Below are 16,536 nucleotides of genomic sequence, written 5' to 3' on the forward strand. Positions count from 1 at the left end.
GTCGTGTCGACCCCCGTTGGGGAGCCCTCGCCTTTAGGGTCGACTTGACACCAGCGACGATCCGGGAAGTCAAGCGGTCGGGGCCGGGGCGTCGGCCCCGGCGGGCGGCCGGGGTTCGGGTGCCTCGAGCTCCGACCGCGGAACCCGAGCGGTCGGGTTCCCGACTCGGAGGGAAGACCATTCGGGTCATTCTCCCGAGGAGAACGCCGCCGATCCATCCGACGGTTGCGTCCCCCCAGCCTCTCGTCTGGGCAAGCGATGGCCCAATCGGATCGGCCGGAGGTCGCGGCCCCGGTCCGTCTCCCTCCCCGGATCTGGGGGAGGAGCGGCGATCGGGGGAGACTCGGACGACACCGGGAGCCGAGCCCTTGCGCCATCCGCAGACCGGGAGATCGGGGAGGGGCGAACGGGCGCCGGACTCTCGGGGGGAGAAACGGCTCCGATTCGTCCGAGGCCGGCGAGCGACGGTGGCGGCTTTACTCGATCCGGGAGAGATCCGCGCTCCCCTGGGTCCGGGTGGTGACGGTGCGGCTCCCTCGGGCGATCCAGTTGCCGGAGATCGGGCCGGAGCTGGGCCGGCTGATCACGACCCGGGAGGACCGGGAGCCGGAGCTGGCCACCACGTCCGGGTCATCGGGGGCCTCCGAGACGGCCGACCCCTTCGAGGCCACCGACGGAGCCGGGCTGGTGGAGAAGACCCGGCTGGGCAGCTCGCAGACCTCGTCGAGCACGACCGTCTCGCCGGGGACCATATAAGCGGGCGATTCCCCGTAGATATAGTAATTGCGAGTACAGCCGGCCGCGGACGCCAGCGCGGCCAGGGCGAGGGCCAGGCCCGCCGGGCCGGGCCGCCACGGCATCGAGACGCGTCGCATGGCGATGCTCCTGTGCCGAAGGTTCGCCACCGGCCTCGATGCCGGTCGGCTCCCCCGGGCCTCCCGGCGCCGGGTTCAACCTCCGATTGCTCCCCGTCGCCCCGAGCCCAGGGAGATCGTCCGGCAGACCCCGGACCTTGGCGACGGGATCGGGATGAGGCCGCCGCCGGGGCGGCCCGGCCGGCGGATCGGGACTCTAACGGAACGGGACCAATCGGCCAACCGGAATTTTCCGAACGCAGGGCGGACGCCCCGGGGGGGAGGGCCGCTGGCCGCTGGCCGCTGTCGGAGGTTCGGCCGCCCGGCCTCCTTGACGAAGGCGAGGGAATCAGCCGGGGGGGCGGGGGGCGAGGCCGAGGCGGGCGGCGTCGACGGCCTGCTGGATGCGTTCCCGGATCAGGGCGGCGGCCTCCTCGGGGGAGAGGGAATCGAGCTCCTCGGGGACGATCGGGGGGCCGATGTGCAGGCGAAGGGGGTGGGGGCGGGGGAATCGGCGATGGCGGGGCCAGGCCTCGAAGGTGCCAGCGATGCCGACGGGAACGATCGGGACGCGGGCCCTCGTCGCCAGCGGGGCGATGCCGGGCTTCAGCGGTTGCAGGGCGCCGTCTGGGGATCGGGTCCCCTCGGGGAAGAGGGCGACAATGCCCCCTCGCTTCAGGCGGCGGAGCGTTTCCTTGAACCCCTGCACGCCGATCCCCTCACGCTGGATCGGGAAGCCGCCCAGCGACCGGATCAGCCATCCGAGCATCGGTTTGAACAGCGAGGACCGCGCGACGAAGTTCAGCGGGCGGGAGATTCCCGAGCCCAGCACGAACACGTCCCAGAAGCTCAGGTGATTGGAAACCAGCAGCGTCGCCCCTCGGTCGGGCACGTGCTCCCGGCCGGTCACGCGGAAGCCCCCAAGAAGCGCGAACAGCAGCCGGACAAGGCCCTGGGCGGTTCGGTAGAAGGCCAGCGCCGGGAGGGAGCGGTCCCGGGGCGAGGGGCAGTCGTCGGGGGTCATGGCGCGGGGGGCTCGGGGGATCGGCAGGAGCGGGCGGCGGCCTCGATGATCGCGGCCACCTCGTCGATCGTCCGGCCGGTGGTGTCGATCACCGTCGCGTCCTCGGCCGGCCGCAGCGGGGCGATCGCTCGGGAGGCATCCCGGGCGTCGCGCTCCTCTTGGTCCCGAAGAACCTCCGCCAGGGGGATCGACTCCCCCCGGGACAGGAACTCGGCGTGTCGTCGCCGGGCGCGCTCGACCGGGTCGGCGGTGAGGAAGAACTTGCAGGAGGCGTCGGGGAAGACGACCGTACCCTGGTCGCGTCCCTCGGTGATCGTGTCGTTCTCGGCGGCGAAGGCGCGCTGCCAGGCGGCCAGGCGGCGCCGGACGGCCGGGTTGTCGGCGGCGAATCGGGTGACCCGAGTCACCTCGACCGTCCGGATCGCGGCGGTCACATCATCGTGATCCAGCAGCACCCGACCCGGCGGCAGCGAGACGGTCAGCCGGTCGGCCAGGGCGCCCACGGCCTTCTCATCGGCCAGATCCAGCCCGGCCCGAAGCGCCGCCAGGGCCACCGCGCGATACATGGCGCCGGTGTCCAGCAGCCGCCAGCCCAGCCGATCGGCCACGATCCGGGCCACGGTGCTCTTTCCCGAACCGGCCGGCCCGTCGATCGTCACCACTCGGCGCATCAGCCCGACGCCCTCCCTGCCCGGCCCCGCTCGCGATCCGACCCGGTCCCGACCCCGGTCCTCCCCGGGGCCTCCGGCCAGCACCGAGTCTATCGCCGGGCCCCTTCGTCCGGGAAGGGCGATCGCCCGGCCGACCGCGCCCCGTCGGCCTCCGTTCCGGACGCATCGACGAGGACGGATCCCGGGACTCCGTCTCCTGATCGCTCGATCTGGCGTCGTGCGCCCGGCCTTAGGAGGAGGAGGAAGGCCGGCCCTCCGATCCGGGAGGGCGGCCCGCGTTCAGACGGCCGGCTCGGCGGCGTGCGAGGGCTCAAGATCCTCGATCGGCTGGCGGCCGGAGAAGCCCGAGTGCAGTTCGTGCCAGTGGGAGACTTCCGGCTCGCCGAGCTTCCAGCAGAGGTAGATCTCCCGGCCGTCCCGGAGGCTGGGGAAGTCGCAGAGGCCGTTGTGCGCCCCTTTCAGCTCGACGCCCAGCTTCTCCAGCTCGTGCAGGTAGGAGCGGAAGGTGTCCTGCTCGGCGGCCAGCTCGGCGCGTCGGCTGGCCAGCTCGGCGTCGTAAGGGTCGTCCTCGGACTTCGACGCCTTGCGACGCTCGAGCACGGGGGCCAGCCGCTGCTCCAGTTCGCTGACGACCTGCCACTGCCGAACAATGTCAGCCACGATCACCCGGACCAACGGCAGGGCCCGGTTGGCCTCCTCGACCGAGAAGTAGCGGCGTCCCGAGGCAACCGACTTCGGCTGTTCCATGGCGGTTGATCCCTTGCATCGGGGGCCCGGGGAGGGTCGGACCCGAATCATCGGCGATGGTGTGCCAGCGGCGGGGAGGGGCTCGGGCACCCGTCGTTTCGAAGGCGGCGGGGAGGACGGAGACGGTCACGGACGGACCCCGATCGTCCCGGAGGGGCCGGGAGGCGCGACGGCATCGTCTTGCGGCATCGGACCGACCGACTCGGTCCCCGCGCTGCGGGCCAGCGTCCTGCATCTGAGCGCCCGGCACGCGTATTATAGGAGACGAGGCCTCAATCGCAAGGTCGTCCCGACAACGCCCGCTCGAAGAATCGACGCGATCAGGCCCCGGCGCCTCCCGGTCGCAACTCGGCGGCGATCCGGGAAAGCGGCGCCGTGTTGAACACGTCCGACGGCCCGAGCCCGGCGCGGCGGGCCACCCCGACTCCGTAGTCCAGGTCGTCCAGCCCGCCGACGGCGTGAGCATCCGGGTTGATCACCAGCCTCACGCCCCGATCCCGGGCCCGCCGGGAATGCTCGGCGTCCAGGTCCAGCCGGTGCGGGTTGGCGTTGATCTCAATCAGGGTCCCCGCCTCCGCCGCCTCGGCGATCACCGCCTCCAGGTCGACCGCGTAGCCGTCCCTCCTCAACAGCAGGCGGCCGGTCGGGTGGCCGAGCATCGTCACCATCGGGTGGCGCACCGCCCTGACGATCCGGGCCGTCATCACGCCGATCGGCTGGCCGAAGTTCGAGTGGACGCTGGCCACCACGTAGTCGAACCCGGCGAGCACCTCGTCGGGGTAGTCGAGCGTTCCGTCGGCCAGGATGTCGCACTCGATCCCCTTGAACAGCCGGAAGTCGGGGCCAAGCTGGTCGTTCAGCGCGTCGATTTCCTCCCCCTGGCGACGCACCCGGTCGATGCTCAGCCCCCCGGCGTAGCCGGCCGACCGCGAGTGGTCGGCGATCCCCAGGTACGATAGTCCCCGGGCCCGGGCGGCCTCGGCCATCTCAAGCAGGGTGTTGCCGCCGTCGCTCCAGTCGGTGTGGCAGTGGAACGTGCCGGTCAGGTCCTTCCGCTCGATCAGGGGGGGGATCGGCCCGGCCTCGGCCCGCTCGATCTCGCCTCGGTCCTCGCGAAGCTCCGGAGGGATCGGGTGCAGCCCCAGGGCCTGGAACAGCTCCTCCTCCGACGAGCAGGGGATCGGCCCCTCCTGCCCCTCCAGCCCGTACTCGTTGAGCCGGAGCCCCCGGGCGATCGCCCGCTTCCTCAGGGCGATGTTGTGCGCCTTCGACCCGGTGAAGTAGTGCAAGGCGAAGGGGAACTGCTCGGGCCGCACCCCCCTCAGATCGCACTGCACCCCCCCGGCCAGGCGGACGCTGGCCTTGGTTTCGCCGTGGGAGAGCACCGCCGCCACCTCCGGCAGGCCCACGAAGCGGTCGAGCACCGGAACCGGGTCTTCAGCGGCGAACAGCACATCCAGATCGCCGATCGTCTCCAGCCGTCTCCGCAGGCTGCCGCAGACCTCCACCCGCACCACCCCCGGACACGACCGCACCGCCTCGACGATCGGCGCCACCAGCCTCCAGGCCGTGCTCTGCAGAATGCGGCCGCCGGTCGACTCGACGAAGGCCAGCCCCTCCAGGATCTTCCGCTGCGTTTTGGCTCCGAATCCCTTCAGGCCGGCGATCTTCCCCGACTCGCCCGCTCTCCTCAGGTCGGCCAGGCTCTCGATCTGGAGCGCCTCGTGCAACGCCTTGATCTTCTTCGGCCCCAGCCCGGGAACCCGAAGCAGCGCCACCAGCCCCGGGGGCAGCTCGGCCCGCAATTGCTCGTAAGACGGGAGCGATCCGGTGGTGACCAGCTGGATGATCTTCCGCTGGATCGTCTCGCCGATGCCCGGCACCTCGGCCAGCTTGCCCGAGGCGATCCGATCGGGCAGGTCGTCCCCCAGCCCTCGCACCGCATCGGCGGCGTTGTGGTAGGCCCGGCAGCGGAAGGGGTTCTCCCCCTTGAGTTCCAGCAGGGTGCCCATCTCGTCGAGGATGCGGGCGACGTCGGCGGATCTCATGGTCGGGGGGCTCCATCGGTCGGGTCCGGGGGGGCCCCGGCCATGCGATCGGCTCCGGCCCCCCGGGAGGAGATCCGGGGGGGCCGCCCCCCACCTTTAGACGAAGGGAATTTCCGCGTTGACAGCCCGAAGATGTCGGAGTATTGTTCGCCCCGTCTTTAGGGGGATGGGGTGCAGGACCGAGAAATCGGGCCCCCAGCCGTCTCCCGGAGATCCGCAGAACGACCCGACGGCCCCGAGGCCGGGGTCGGGCGACCACCCTTGATTCGACACCTCCCGATCCGCCCGCCTTCGCCGCCCGGCGCTCCGCGCCGGGCCTGCCTCGGTCGCCCAGTCGGGCGGCACGGACTGGATCGCCTCGCGGACCGCGGACGATGTCGCCGATCCCCGCCGTCCTTCGCGCCACAGGATGGGCGCGAGACGGGGACGAGCTGGCGTGAGTCGCAAGTGATTGAGGTCCGAGCGGGGTCTCCCCATCGCGATCGGACCGAAGGAGTTCCCATGCACCGGATGCGTCACTACGTCGCCGTCATCGGGTTGATCGCCGGGGCGACTGCCCTGTCCGGCAGCCCCGCCCGGGCGAACCTGATTCGGAACGACCCGAAGCTCGCCTTCCCCGATGTACTGGCCGCCGCCATCAACGGCCGGATCGAATACGACTACGACGAGGCCTCCCAGCGCGGCGTGCTCACCGTCACCAACACCCCCTGGGAGATCGCCGGCTCCGAAACCTCCTCCTTCCCCATCGACAACCCCGACGGGGCCAACAAGTCCCAGTTCCTCCGCGTCGTGCTCGATAGCAGCGGGAACGTCATCGACGACCCGCTGAACTTCTACGAGCTGAAGGGGAAGATCGAGGCCAACGGCCAGACCTTCGAGGGCATCCTGCTCACCGGTACCCCCACCAACTTCGGCTGGCTCGACCTGGGTGGAACGAGCATGCCCCAGCTCGGCCTCGACACCTTCGACGCCGAGATCGCCATCACCGGAGGCGAGCTCGCCAAGTTCTACGGCGACTCCGCCTACATGGAGTTCACCCCCCTGATCGAGAGCACCTTCGAGGGCTCGTTCGCGAACGACTTCACGGGGCTGAAGCCGGTCAGCAACATCCGATCCTACAACTCCCCCGAGCCGTTCCCGATCCCCGAGCCGACGACGCTCGTCGTGCTCCTCGGCGGCGGCGCGGCGCTGCTCTACCGGCGTCACCGTCGCCGTCCCGCCGCCTGAGTGCGGCCCCCCGCCAACCTCCGCGGCACCCGCTCCTCGGAGCGGAGACCTCTGCAGACCTGACTGAGCCAACGCGGCCGGCCGTCCCGGGCGAGGGGACGGCCGGCCGTCTCTCGTCTCGGGGAGGCTCCCCCGACCCGACTCGGGCGCTAGCCCTCCTGGGCCGCCACCCCCTCCCATCCCGTCCCGCTCCGCGAGTCGGCGACAAGCTCCCCCGCCTCTGGCCCCGGCCCTCCCGAGGAAGGCAGCGGCGCCAGGCCTCCTCCCGACTCCTCCCCCGACCGGAACCGGCCGGCCCGCCAGGCGGCGAACCTCGGCGGCGGCAAAGGCGGGGCGAAGTGGTACCCCTGGGCCAGGTCGCAGCCCCACCGGGCCAGCTGGTGCGCCGTCTCGCCGTCCTCCACCCCCTCGGCCACCACCTGCAACCCCAGGTTGTGCCCCAAGTCGATCACCGCCCGCACGATGCTCGCGTCCCGGACGCTCCCCAGCATGTCCCGGACAAACGAGCGGTCGACCTTCACCTCGTCGACCGGCAGCTCCTTGAGGAACGCCAGCGATGAGTAGCCGGTGCCGAAGTCGTCGATCGACACGCGGATCCCCATCTCATGCAGGAGCTCCAGCACCCGCCGGGCGTGCGCTGGGTCCTCCATCATCGCCGTCTCGGTGACCTCAAGCGTCAGCCACCCGGGGCTGGCCCCCGAGGCCTCCAGCAGCTCGCTGATCGTCGGCACGAGCTGCTCGTCGTGCAGGTTGCAGGGGGAGAGGTTCACCGCCACCCCCACGCCGATCCCAGCCTCCCGCCAGGTCCGGCACTGGCGCAGGGCCGAGCAGAGCGCCCACCTCCCCAGCGGCCGGATCATCCCCGTCTGCTCGGCCAGCGGAATGAACCGGCCCGGCGCGATCAGGCCCTCGGTCGGATGATTCCAGCGGACCAGCGCCTCGACCCCGGCCACCTCGCCCGTCGGGAGCGCCACCTTCGGCTGATAGTGCAGCCGGAGCCGGCCCTCCTCGATCGCCCGCCTCAGGTCGCCGATGAGCTGCAACCGCTGCGGGGTGCACTCGGGCAGCTCCGAAGCGTACAGGACCCGGCCCAGCCGGCCTCGCTTCGCGGCGTACATCGCAATGTCGGCGCGCTTCAGCAGCGTGGCCGCGTCCGACCCGTGGTCCGGGCACAGCGCGATGCCCACGCTCCCCCCAACCACCAGCGCCTTCCCCTCCACCACCACCGGCCGCTCCAGCGCCGCCAGAATCCGATCGGCCGCTCCCAGGGCCCCCCCCTCGTCGGCCCCGGGCAGCAAGATCCCGAACTCGTCCCCCCCCAGGCGGGCGACCCGGTCGGTCGGGCGGACCACCCCGGTCAGCCGGGGATTGAGCCGCTTGAGCAGCTCATCGCCGAGATGGTGCCCGAACGAGTCGTTGATCTCCTTGAAGCGGTCCAGGTCCAGCAGCAGCAGCGCGCAGCGCCCTCCGGTCCTCCGCGCCTCGAGGACCGCCTCCTCGATCTCAAGGATGAGCTGGCACCGGTTGGGCAGCCCGGTCAGGCCGTCGTGCGTCGCCTGGTGCGCCAGCAGGGCCTCGGCCCGCTCGCGCTCGATCGCCAGGGCCAGACCGCTGGCGATCGATCCCATCGCCTGAAACTCCAGATCCGAGAGCGGCCGCCGGGCGAACGCCGCCAGCACCCCCAGCGGCCTGCCGTCCACCAGCAGCGGGTAGCCCGCGAAGGCCACCATCCCCTCCCTCCTCACCCACTCCAGGTCGGAGAGGTCCGGGTCGTCGACGATCGCGTTGGTCAAACACGGCCGGCACTCCTCGGCGATCCGACCGATCTTGAGGCTACCGACCGGCACCCGGGCGTGAGGGCCGTCGAGGTGGGTATACTTGCCGGCGCTGGCCCTCAGCTCCAGCACCTCTCCCCCCGCGTCGAGCGTCCAGATCCGAACGAGCGCCACATCGACCCGACGGACGATCGCCTCGGCGCACTGCTGGAGAATCTCCCGCTGTGGTCCTCGGCGGGTCAGGCAGAGCCCCACCTCCGAACCCAGCTCGGCCAGGCGGGCCCGCTCGGCCACCGCCGCCTCGGCCCGCTTCCTCGGCGTGATGTCCTCGATCTGAGCGACGAAATGCACCGGGGCCCCGCCCTCGTCCCGCACCACCGAGGAGCTGACCAGGGCCCACACCTCGTGCCCGTCCTTGTGGATGTACCGCTTCTCCCCCCGATACTGCGACAGCTCCCCCGAGAGCAGCGCCCGGGCCACCGGACGCTCGACCTCGCGATCCTCGGGATGGGTGATCGCCGCGCAGGTCGTCGCCAGCAGTTCCTCCTGGCTGTAGCCGACCATCTCGCAGAGGGCCCGGTTCACCCGCGACCACCTCCCCTCGGGGGTCAGCAGCGCCATGCCGATGGCCGCCGATTCGAAGGCGCGGCGGAATCGCTCCTCGCTCTGGCGCAGCGCCTCTTCCGTCCGCTTGCGCTGCGTGATGTCGGTCGAGATGCCGCAGGTCGCATACGGCTCCCCCCCCGGCCCGAACAACGGAGCCTTGATCGTCAGGTAGGTGTGCGGCCCGTCCTCATGCGGGGCGATCTCCTCCATCTCGATCGCCCGGCCCGCCTCCAGCGCCCGCTGGTCGTTCCTCCGGAAGGCGTCGGCAATCTCGGCGGGGAACAGATCGTAGTCGGTTTTCCCCACCACGCTCGTCTTGGTGACGCCGAACAGCGCGGCCCACCTTTGATTGATCAACAGGTAGCGCCCCTCCAGATCCTTCAGGTAGGCGACCGCCTCCGAGCTGTCGAGCACCGCCTCCAGCCGAGCCACGTCCTGCCGCAGCGCCCTCTCCAGCCGCTTCCGCTCCGTGACCTCAAACCCGACCGCGAGGAAACGATCGGGCCTTCCCCTCGCCCCGAGGCAGGGAACCACCGTCGCATCGATCCAGACGAGCCGCCCCCCCCGGGCTCGCAGGCAAACCTCTCCCCGCCAGCGACGATCGCGGCGGAGGGCCGCCCGGCACTCGCGGAGGGCACCCGGCCCCCTCCCCCCGGCGTCGAGCCGCCGGGGGCCCTTCCCGATCACCTCGCCTCGGGAGCAACCAAGCACAGCGCAGCCGAGATCATTCAGGTGGAGGATCCGGCCCCGGGCGTCGAAGATCGCGATGATGGCCGCCCGGCCCACCGCCTCCGCAAGCGACGCCAACCCGTCCCGACTCTCGGGCCGACCCTCCCGCAACGGACCTTGTCCGCCGCCCCTTCGGCCTGCCCCCGATCGCCTTGGGTACGTCGGCCCGATCGCTCCGTTCGATTCGGTCATGCGCCGGCCTCGCACGTCGGAACGGGGGCGGGCGCGCCCTCATCCGTCCGGGCCTCTCGGAATCGCGGTTGGCCCGGGACGCTTCGGAGCCCGGACCCTAATTCCAAGATAAGGCGCGGTCTGGCCAGCGATGCCTCTGGAAAACGTGATCGCCAGCTCCCCCGGCGACAACCACCCGGCCCCGCGGCGAGACACGCCCCGGGGCCAGGCCCTCCGTCAATCCGCCAGGAACGACGCCGAGAGCTTGCCCAGCGCCTCGTTCTCGATCTGGCGAACACGCTCCCGAGTCAGCCCGAGCGACTCGCCAATCTCCTTGAGCGTCTTCGGCGGCGCGTCGTTGAGGCCAAACCTCATGCGAAGCACCGTCGCCTCCCGCTTGTCCATCGCGTCGAGCCGCAGCATGACCAGCTTCAGATTGTCCGCCTCGAGCATCTCCACGTCCGGCGCCCGGGTGCGCTCATCCATGAGCATCTCCCCCAGGCTCCAACCGTTCTCCGGCTGGTCGGTCTGCGGAACGAGATTGTACACCTTGATCGCCTTCTTCACGATCGCCAGCTTCTTCTTCGGCAGCTCCAGCTCCCGGGCGATCTCCTCAACCGTCGGCGTCCGACCAAGCCGGTCCTGCAGCTCCGCCTGCATCCGCCGCCACTTGCAGAGCAGCTCCACCATGTACGCCGGGATCCGGATCGGCTTGGCCGTGTTCACCAGCGCCCGCTTGATCGATTGCTTGATCCAGTAGCTCGCATAGGTGCTAAATCGCGTCCCCATCGATGGGTCAAACCCCTCGACAGCCCGCAACAGCCCCAGATTCCCCTCCTCGATCAAATCCTGAAGCGCCAGCCCCTTGCCCGTGTAGTGCCGGGCAATGTTCACCACCAGCCTCAGGTTGGCCCGGATCATCCGGTCCCGGGCGTCCTTGTCCCCCTTGGCAATCCGGTGGGCGAGCTCCTTCTCCTCCTCGGCGCTCAAGAGCCGGACCTCGTTGATCTCCCGGAGATAGGTCTCCAGCGGGCTCTGGACCACATCACGTCGGTGTCGTCTGATACGAGCCATGAAGGTCCCTCTCGCGTCGGTCGCCCTGGTGCGGCGGGTCCGTCCGCCGATGGCCTCCCCGACCCCCTCGGGCTCGGCCCCGGCTCATCGACCGACCTCCGGGCGTTCCCGGTTCTCGGTTCGGGTAGATTATCGTCCACGGAGGGTACGCATTTGAAGTGGAGTTGCGAAAATGGGATAACTGGGAAGACGGGATTCGCTCGGCAAGATGGATTATGCGGATTATTACGGCAGCTCCCTCGGGGCGCAAAGCGACGGCCCTCCCGGTGAAGGGAGGGCCGCTGGTCGCTCCGGGTAACGAAAACGGCCCCTCGCGCCGGGCGCGAGGGGCCTCCATTGGGGACCGCAGACGTTCGCGTCGAGGGGCCGGCCGGGAACCGCCGCTGGGGCGATCCCGGCGCGGGGTTACTCGCCCTCGGTCGGCTCGGCCTCCTCGTCGCCGTCGGGGGCCTTGGTCGCTTCCTGGCCGGGCATGGCGAACAGCGGGCCGCCGCCGCCGAGGCCTCCCTTGAGGGCGCTGTCTCGTTTCGCCGGGGCGGCGGCGGGAGCGCCGGCAGGGGTGGTGCCTTCGGCCTTCGACTCCTCGGCCTCGATCTCCTCCTTGCTCCAGGCGGCCTTCTTCTTGGACAGGCCGATCTTGCGCTCGCCGCGGTCGACGCGGAGGATCTTCACCTCGATGTCGTCGCCGACGTTGACGATCTCCTCCGGGCTATCGACCTTGTGCTCGGCCAGCTCGGAGATGTGCAGCAGGCCCTCCAGGCCCGGCTCCAGCTCGACGAAGACGCCGAAGTTGGTCAGCTTGGTGACCTTGCCGATCACCACGTCGCCGGGGTGGTAGCGGTCGGGGATGTCGGTCTCCCACGGGTCCTGCTTCAGTTGCTTCAGGCCCAGGGCGATTCGCTTGCGCTCCTGGTCGACGTTGAGCACCTGGCAGGAGACCTTCTGGCCCTTCTCCAGCAGCTCGTTGGGGTGCCCGATCTTGCGGGTCCAGCTCATGTCGGAGATGTGCAGCAGCCCGTCGATGCCTTCCTCGATCTCGATGAAGGCGCCGTAGTTGGTCAGGTTGCGCACCGTGCCGTCGACCATCGTGCCGGGCGGGTACTTCTGGGCGACCTGGTCCCACGGGTTGGGCTGGGTTTGCTTCATGCCCAAGGAGATTTCCTGCTTCTCCCGGTTGATGCCCAGCACCACCACGTCGACCTTGTCGCCGATCTGCACCAGCTCGCTCGGGTGGTTGATCCGCTTGGTCCAGGACATCTCGGAGATGTGGACCAGGCCCTCGATCCCTTCCTCGAGCTTGACGAAGGCGCCATACGACATGACGTTGACGACCTCGCCCGTGACTCGGGAGCCCTCGGGGTACTTCTCCCCGATGTTCTCCCACGGGCTGGGGGACTTCTGCTTCAGACCCAGCGCGATCTTCTCGCGTTCGCGGTCGACGTTGAGGACCATGACCTCGATCGTGTCGTCGATCCGCACCATGTCGCTGGGGTGGTTGATTCGGCCCCAGGACATGTCGGTGATATGCAGCAGGCCGTCGATGCCGCCCAGGTCGACGAACGCGCCGAAGTCGGCGATGTTCTTGACCACGCCCTTGCGGATCTGGCCGATCTCGATCTCCGAGAGCAGCTTCTCCTTCTGCCGGGCGCGCTGCTCCTCGATCAGCTTGCGGCGGGAGACGACGATGTTCCGCCGGCTCTCGTCGATCTTGAGGATCATGCACTGGATCTCGGTATCGAGGTAGTCCCCGATGTCCGAGGGGCGCCGGATGTCGACCTGGCTGGCCGGTAGGAAGACGTTGACGCCGATGTCGACGAGCAGCCCGCCCTTGATCTTCTTGGTGACGCGCCCGGTGACGACGTCCCCCTCGGCGTGCTTGGAGATCACGTTCTCCCAGGCCCGCATGCGGTGGGCCTTCTTGCGGGAGAGGAGGATCTCGCCGGTGTCGTCGTCCATGCCCTCGAGCAGCACCTCGACCTGGTCGCCCGCCTGCGGCCGGCCCTCGGTCTCGTCCCACTCGTTCAGGGGCACGAGCCCCTCGGCCTTGTAGCCGACGTCGACGATCGCCTGATCGCCGACGATGTCGACCACCTTGCCCTGGACGATCGTGTTGAGCACATACTCCTGGCCCTCCTCGAGGTAGGGGGCCATCGGATCCTCCTGGCCGTCCTCGGTGAAGACGGCGGTGGAGAACTCCTCGTCGGAGACGTCGAACTCGCGGAGCAGGTTGCGATCTACCATGGAATCAGGTCGGTCCGGACCGCCCGGCGGCCTCCGTCCGCCCCGTCGCGCGTCGGGTCGGGGTCGTCGCCGCCCTGGAAGCAAGAGGAGCATCGCGAGGAGATGGCTCCCGGCCCCGCGCGCGGCCGGGAGAAGACGCAAGTTCTTGATTCTATCCGGAACCACCGTCGCTCGGATAGGGGGATTCCCGCCCGACCCCCGACCGGCGCGGCGGCTCCTCCCGGTGGCCCCTCCCCGATCCGCTCCAGGGCGGAACTCCGCCCCCAGCCCCTCGTCCTCGCCAACGCCCTGACCCGCGCCGATCCCGGATCCGGCCTCAAGGTCGGTCGGGGTCGTGGTCGGGCGGCCGGGGCCGGTCTCGTACCAGGACGACTCCGATCCGATCGACCATTTCACGATCTCATCACTCTACTCTATCAGATTATCATAAAATATCTCGTTAAGCCCTGGGCAAGTCCCTCCCTCTTCTGGAGGAACGCGATCGCCGAGCGATTGCCCAGCTCTCCCCGATTCTCGACCGGGGGAGCGGCTCGAACGTCTCCTCGGCAACCGGGGAACGCCGGTCGCTCCGGCCGGAGCGGACCGGGACCCGGCCGCATCCCGTGCTCCTGCTCGTCCTGAGGCTCCCCCTCCCCGCTCGCGACGCGGTTCGGCCCTCGGGGAATCTTCGGGGCCGGGAAGGCGGCCTTCTCCAGCGACGGAAGGCTTCCTGACAGCGGCGGAGGCCGAGGCAAGGCAAGGGCCGCACGACCGTCGGCGCCGGCCTCGGCCCGGATTCAGCCCGACCGGACCGCGTTGATGAACGCCCGCACCGCCTCCGGATCCTTCCGGCCGGGAGACGACTCGACGCCGCTGGCCACGTCCACCATCCACGGCCGCACTCGCCGCACGAGCCCGGCCACGGTCCCGGGGGTCAGGCCGCCGGCCAGGATCCGTTTCGGCGCCGGGCTCGGCTCGGCGTGGCGGGCAAGAACTGAGGCAACATTCCAGCGTTCCACCAGGGCGTCGAGCACCTCGCCGCCGATGCCGTGCCCGGTCCCCCCCTCCTGGCCGGGGACGAAGGCGTCCACCAGCACCGCTTCCGGCGCCGCTCCGATCGCCTCGGCGTGGATCAGCCATGCCTCCATTCGATCGATCGCCGAGCGGTCCCCCAGACGGAAGGCCCGGACGACCCGGTAGCCGGCGGCGATCAAATCGCGAACGTCCTCGGCCGGTTCGTCCCCGTGGAGCTGGACGATCGTCAGGCCGGCCCGCTCGCTCGCCGCGACGACCTCCGCCACCGGGCGGTTGACGAACAGCCCGACCGCCTCCGAGCGGCCGGCGATCGCCGCCACCAGGCCGGCGGCGCGCTCCGGAGGCACGAACCGCTTCGAGGGCGGGTGGAAGTTGATGCCGATCCAGTCGGCCCCGGCCTCGGCGACCATCCGGGCGTCGTCCGGGGTGGTCACGCCGCAGATCTTGATCAGGGGGAAGGGCTGAGGGTCGATGGCTGGGCTCGATCTCGGATCCGGCCGACGCGGCCGGGCGTCGGCCGCCCGCCAACAGGCGCGCGGCCGACGCCCTCGGCGCTCAGGAAACGCCCATCTCCGCCAGCGTCGCCTTGAACTTCGCCTCGGGGTTCACTCCCACGAGCCGGCCGACCTCTCGGCCCCCTTGGAAGAAGACGACCGTGGGGATGGAGGAGATGCCCAGGCTGCTGGGGATGTCGCTGTTCTGGTCGGTATCCATCTTGCCGACCTTCACCCGACCGCTGTACTCGCCGGCCAGCTTCTCGATCGTCGGGGCCAGCATCCGGCACGGTCCGCACCAGGGGGCCCAGAAGTCGACCACCACGGGGACATCCGAATCGAGCACTTCCGACTGCCAGGTCGCGTCGGTAAACTCCTGGACGTTCCCAGCCATGAGGGGCGCCTCGCCGTGTGGGGATTCTCGGCCGGGAGCGGCCATGCCGCCCCCGCCCTGGGGGTGTCTGTCGGAGTCATTATAAATTGGCCAGGAAGCGAGTCAACCAACGGCGAGGCCACCCCCGGGGGCCGCGCGATTCCGGACCGAGCACAACCCATCCCCCGGCGCCTCCTCCCCGATCGGGCGCCCCCGAACCCCGAGGCGGCGGCTGGCGAGACTGGCTCGACCCCCGTCGGGTCGGCTGGCTGAACCTGCTGCTGCTGTTCCTCCCCGTCGGCGTCGGCCTTCGCGTCGCGGGAGTGGGCGAAACCTGGCAGTTCATCGCCGCCGGGCTGGCGATCATCCCGCTGGCCGGCCTGATGGGAGAGGCAACCGAGCACCTCGCCCATCGGCTCGGCCCCGGCGTCGGCGGCCTGCTCAACGCCACCTTCGGCAACGCCGCCGAGCTGATCATCGCCCTGTTCGCCCTCTTCCGAGGCTACGACGAGGTCGTCAAGGCCTCCCTCACCGGCTCGATCATCGGCAACCTGCTGCTGGTCCTGGGGGCCAGCCTGCTGGCCGGAGGCCTGCGCTATCCCCGACAGCAGTTCAACCGCACCGCCGCCGGCGTCGGCTCGACCCTGATGGTCCTGGCCGCCTTCGGCATGCTCATCCCTGCGATCTTCTATTCGTTGCCCGACGTGGTTCGGCAGGGGGACCACGCCCGACCGCACTCAGAGCGGCTCCTGCTGGAGCACGAGGTCAGCGTCGGCGTCTGCCTGATCCTGATGCTGTCGTACGTCCTCTACCTCGTCTTCAGCCTCAAGACCCATCAAAATCTCTTTAATCCCGACGCCCAGGAGGGCACCCACGACGAGTCGCTGCACGGCCACGGTCCCGGCTGGGGCCTGGGCCGATCGGTGGGCACGCTGCTGGTCGCCACCGCCTTCGTGGCGATCATGAGCGAGATCCTCATCGGCGCCGTCGAGCATACGACCGAGGCGCTCGGCCTGACCGGGATCTTCGTCGGCGTCATCGTCGTCGCCATCGTCGGCAACGCCGCCGAGCACTCCACGGCCATCCTCGTGGCCCGGAAGAACAAGATGGACCTCTCCGTCGGCATCGCGATCGGATCGGCCCTGCAAATCGCCCTGTTCGTGGCGCCGGTGCTGGTCTTCGCCAGCTACCTGCGCGACGAGCCGATGGACCTGCTCTTCACCACGCTGGAGGTCGTCGCCGTCCTACTGGCCGTCTTCATCGCCCGCATGGTGGCCGAGGACGGCGAGTCGAACTGGCTCGAAGGGGCGATGCTGCTGATGATCTACGCCATCCTCGCCGTCGCCTTCTTCGTCCTCCCCGCCGGCGAGGGCCACCACCGCGCCGGCGCCGAGGCGGGCGCGCCTCCTCCCGCCGCCGGGGGAACCGAATGAGGCCCCCGGCGGGGGAGGATCGCCTCGAGGGGAACCGTCGGGGGGCCTCGTCCCC

The 16,536-nt window shown here is 70.2% G+C and carries 12 protein-coding genes; 2 read left to right on the forward strand and 10 right to left on the reverse strand.

Going from position 1 to position 16,536, the window contains the following annotated elements; genetic code table 11:
* Positions 1-476: 476 nt before the first annotated feature.
* From TsocGM_RS05535 to polX, 5 genes are all read right to left on the reverse strand, one after another.
* Entirely contained in the window at positions 477-875 is a 399-nt protein-coding gene (locus TsocGM_RS05535; protein WP_126724305.1) for a hypothetical protein, read from the reverse strand.
* 328 nt (positions 876-1,203) lie between these two features.
* Positions 1,204-1,878 carry a lysophospholipid acyltransferase family protein gene (locus TsocGM_RS05540; RefSeq protein WP_126724306.1) on the reverse strand — a complete coding sequence of 225 codons (675 nt, stop codon included), beginning with the start codon at positions 1,876-1,878 and terminating at the stop codon, positions 1,204-1,206.
* Positions 1,875-2,549 (reverse strand): (d)CMP kinase, encoded by a 675-nt coding sequence (gene cmk, locus TsocGM_RS05545; protein WP_126724307.1) that lies wholly within the window; start codon positions 2,547-2,549, stop codon positions 1,875-1,877. Before cmk ends, TsocGM_RS05540 begins: the two co-directional genes overlap by 4 nt.
* 279 nt (positions 2,550-2,828) lie before the next feature.
* Positions 2,829-3,296 (reverse strand): DUF2203 domain-containing protein, encoded by a 468-nt coding sequence (locus tag TsocGM_RS05550; RefSeq protein ID WP_126724308.1) that lies wholly within the window; start codon positions 3,294-3,296, stop codon positions 2,829-2,831.
* A 320-nt stretch (positions 3,297-3,616) separates the two neighbouring features.
* The gene (gene polX / locus TsocGM_RS05555) at positions 3,617-5,344 is read right to left on the reverse strand and encodes a DNA polymerase/3'-5' exonuclease PolX (RefSeq protein WP_126724309.1); all 1,728 of its coding nucleotides are present in this window, start codon (positions 5,342-5,344) and stop codon (positions 3,617-3,619) included.
* A 501-nt stretch (positions 5,345-5,845) separates the two neighbouring features.
* Between polX and TsocGM_RS05560 the strand changes: the two genes are divergently transcribed.
* The gene (locus TsocGM_RS05560; protein WP_126724310.1) at positions 5,846-6,571 is read left to right on the forward strand and encodes a PEP-CTERM sorting domain-containing protein; all 726 of its coding nucleotides are present in this window, start codon (positions 5,846-5,848) and stop codon (positions 6,569-6,571) included.
* 149 nt (positions 6,572-6,720) lie between these two features.
* Here the strand turns inward: TsocGM_RS05560 and TsocGM_RS05565 are convergent, their stop codons facing one another.
* The 5 genes from TsocGM_RS05565 to trxA all read right to left on the reverse strand — a co-directional run bounded on the left by TsocGM_RS05565 (position 6,721) and on the right by trxA (position 15,069).
* Positions 6,721-9,759 carry a bifunctional diguanylate cyclase/phosphodiesterase gene (locus tag TsocGM_RS05565; RefSeq protein ID WP_158633388.1) on the reverse strand — a complete coding sequence of 1,013 codons (3,039 nt, stop codon included), beginning with the start codon at positions 9,757-9,759 and terminating at the stop codon, positions 6,721-6,723.
* 330 nt (positions 9,760-10,089) lie between these two features.
* Positions 10,090-10,926 (reverse strand): sigma-70 family RNA polymerase sigma factor, encoded by an 837-nt coding sequence (locus tag TsocGM_RS05570; RefSeq protein WP_126724312.1) that lies wholly within the window; start codon positions 10,924-10,926, stop codon positions 10,090-10,092.
* A 405-nt stretch (positions 10,927-11,331) separates the two neighbouring features.
* Positions 11,332-13,167 carry a 30S ribosomal protein S1 gene (locus TsocGM_RS05575; RefSeq protein ID WP_126724313.1) on the reverse strand — a complete coding sequence of 612 codons (1,836 nt, stop codon included), beginning with the start codon at positions 13,165-13,167 and terminating at the stop codon, positions 11,332-11,334.
* A gap of 776 nt (positions 13,168-13,943) precedes the next feature.
* On the reverse strand, positions 13,944-14,654 hold the full coding sequence (locus TsocGM_RS05580; protein WP_391731606.1) for a phosphoribosylanthranilate isomerase: 711 nt from the start codon (positions 14,652-14,654) through the stop codon (positions 13,944-13,946).
* A gap of 82 nt (positions 14,655-14,736) precedes the next feature.
* Positions 14,737-15,069 carry a thioredoxin gene (trxA, locus tag TsocGM_RS05585; protein ID WP_126724314.1) on the reverse strand — a complete coding sequence of 111 codons (333 nt, stop codon included), beginning with the start codon at positions 15,067-15,069 and terminating at the stop codon, positions 14,737-14,739.
* Between the two features lie 86 nt (positions 15,070-15,155).
* Between trxA and cax the strand changes: the two genes are divergently transcribed.
* On the forward strand, positions 15,156-16,481 hold the full coding sequence (cax, locus tag TsocGM_RS05590) for a calcium/proton exchanger (RefSeq protein ID WP_199756704.1): 1,326 nt from the start codon (positions 15,156-15,158) through the stop codon (positions 16,479-16,481).
* The last annotated feature ends 55 nt before the right edge of the window (positions 16,482-16,536 follow it).

The organism is Tautonia sociabilis, from assembly GCF_003977685.1.
GTDB classification, from domain to species: domain Bacteria; phylum Planctomycetota; class Planctomycetia; order Isosphaerales; family Isosphaeraceae; genus Tautonia; species Tautonia sociabilis.

Coding starts and splice junctions, on each gene's coding strand:
- TsocGM_RS05535 (WP_126724305.1), bottom strand. CDS start 875: ATGCGACGCGTCTCGATGCCGTGGCGGCCCGGCCCGGCGGGCCTGGCC.
- TsocGM_RS05540 (WP_126724306.1), bottom strand. CDS start 1,878: ATGACCCCCGACGACTGCCCCTCGCCCCGGGACCGCTCCCTCCCGGCG.
- cmk (WP_126724307.1), bottom strand. CDS start 2,549: ATGCGCCGAGTGGTGACGATCGACGGGCCGGCCGGTTCGGGAAAGAGC.
- TsocGM_RS05550 (WP_126724308.1), bottom strand. CDS start 3,296: ATGGAACAGCCGAAGTCGGTTGCCTCGGGACGCCGCTACTTCTCGGTC.
- polX (WP_126724309.1), bottom strand. CDS start 5,344: ATGAGATCCGCCGACGTCGCCCGCATCCTCGACGAGATGGGCACCCTG.
- TsocGM_RS05560 (WP_126724310.1), top strand. CDS start 5,846: ATGCACCGGATGCGTCACTACGTCGCCGTCATCGGGTTGATCGCCGGG.
- TsocGM_RS05570 (WP_126724312.1), bottom strand. CDS start 10,926: ATGGCTCGTATCAGACGACACCGACGTGATGTGGTCCAGAGCCCGCTG.
- TsocGM_RS05575 (WP_126724313.1), bottom strand. CDS start 13,167: ATGGTAGATCGCAACCTGCTCCGCGAGTTCGACGTCTCCGACGAGGAG.
- trxA (WP_126724314.1), bottom strand. CDS start 15,069: ATGGCTGGGAACGTCCAGGAGTTTACCGACGCGACCTGGCAGTCGGAA.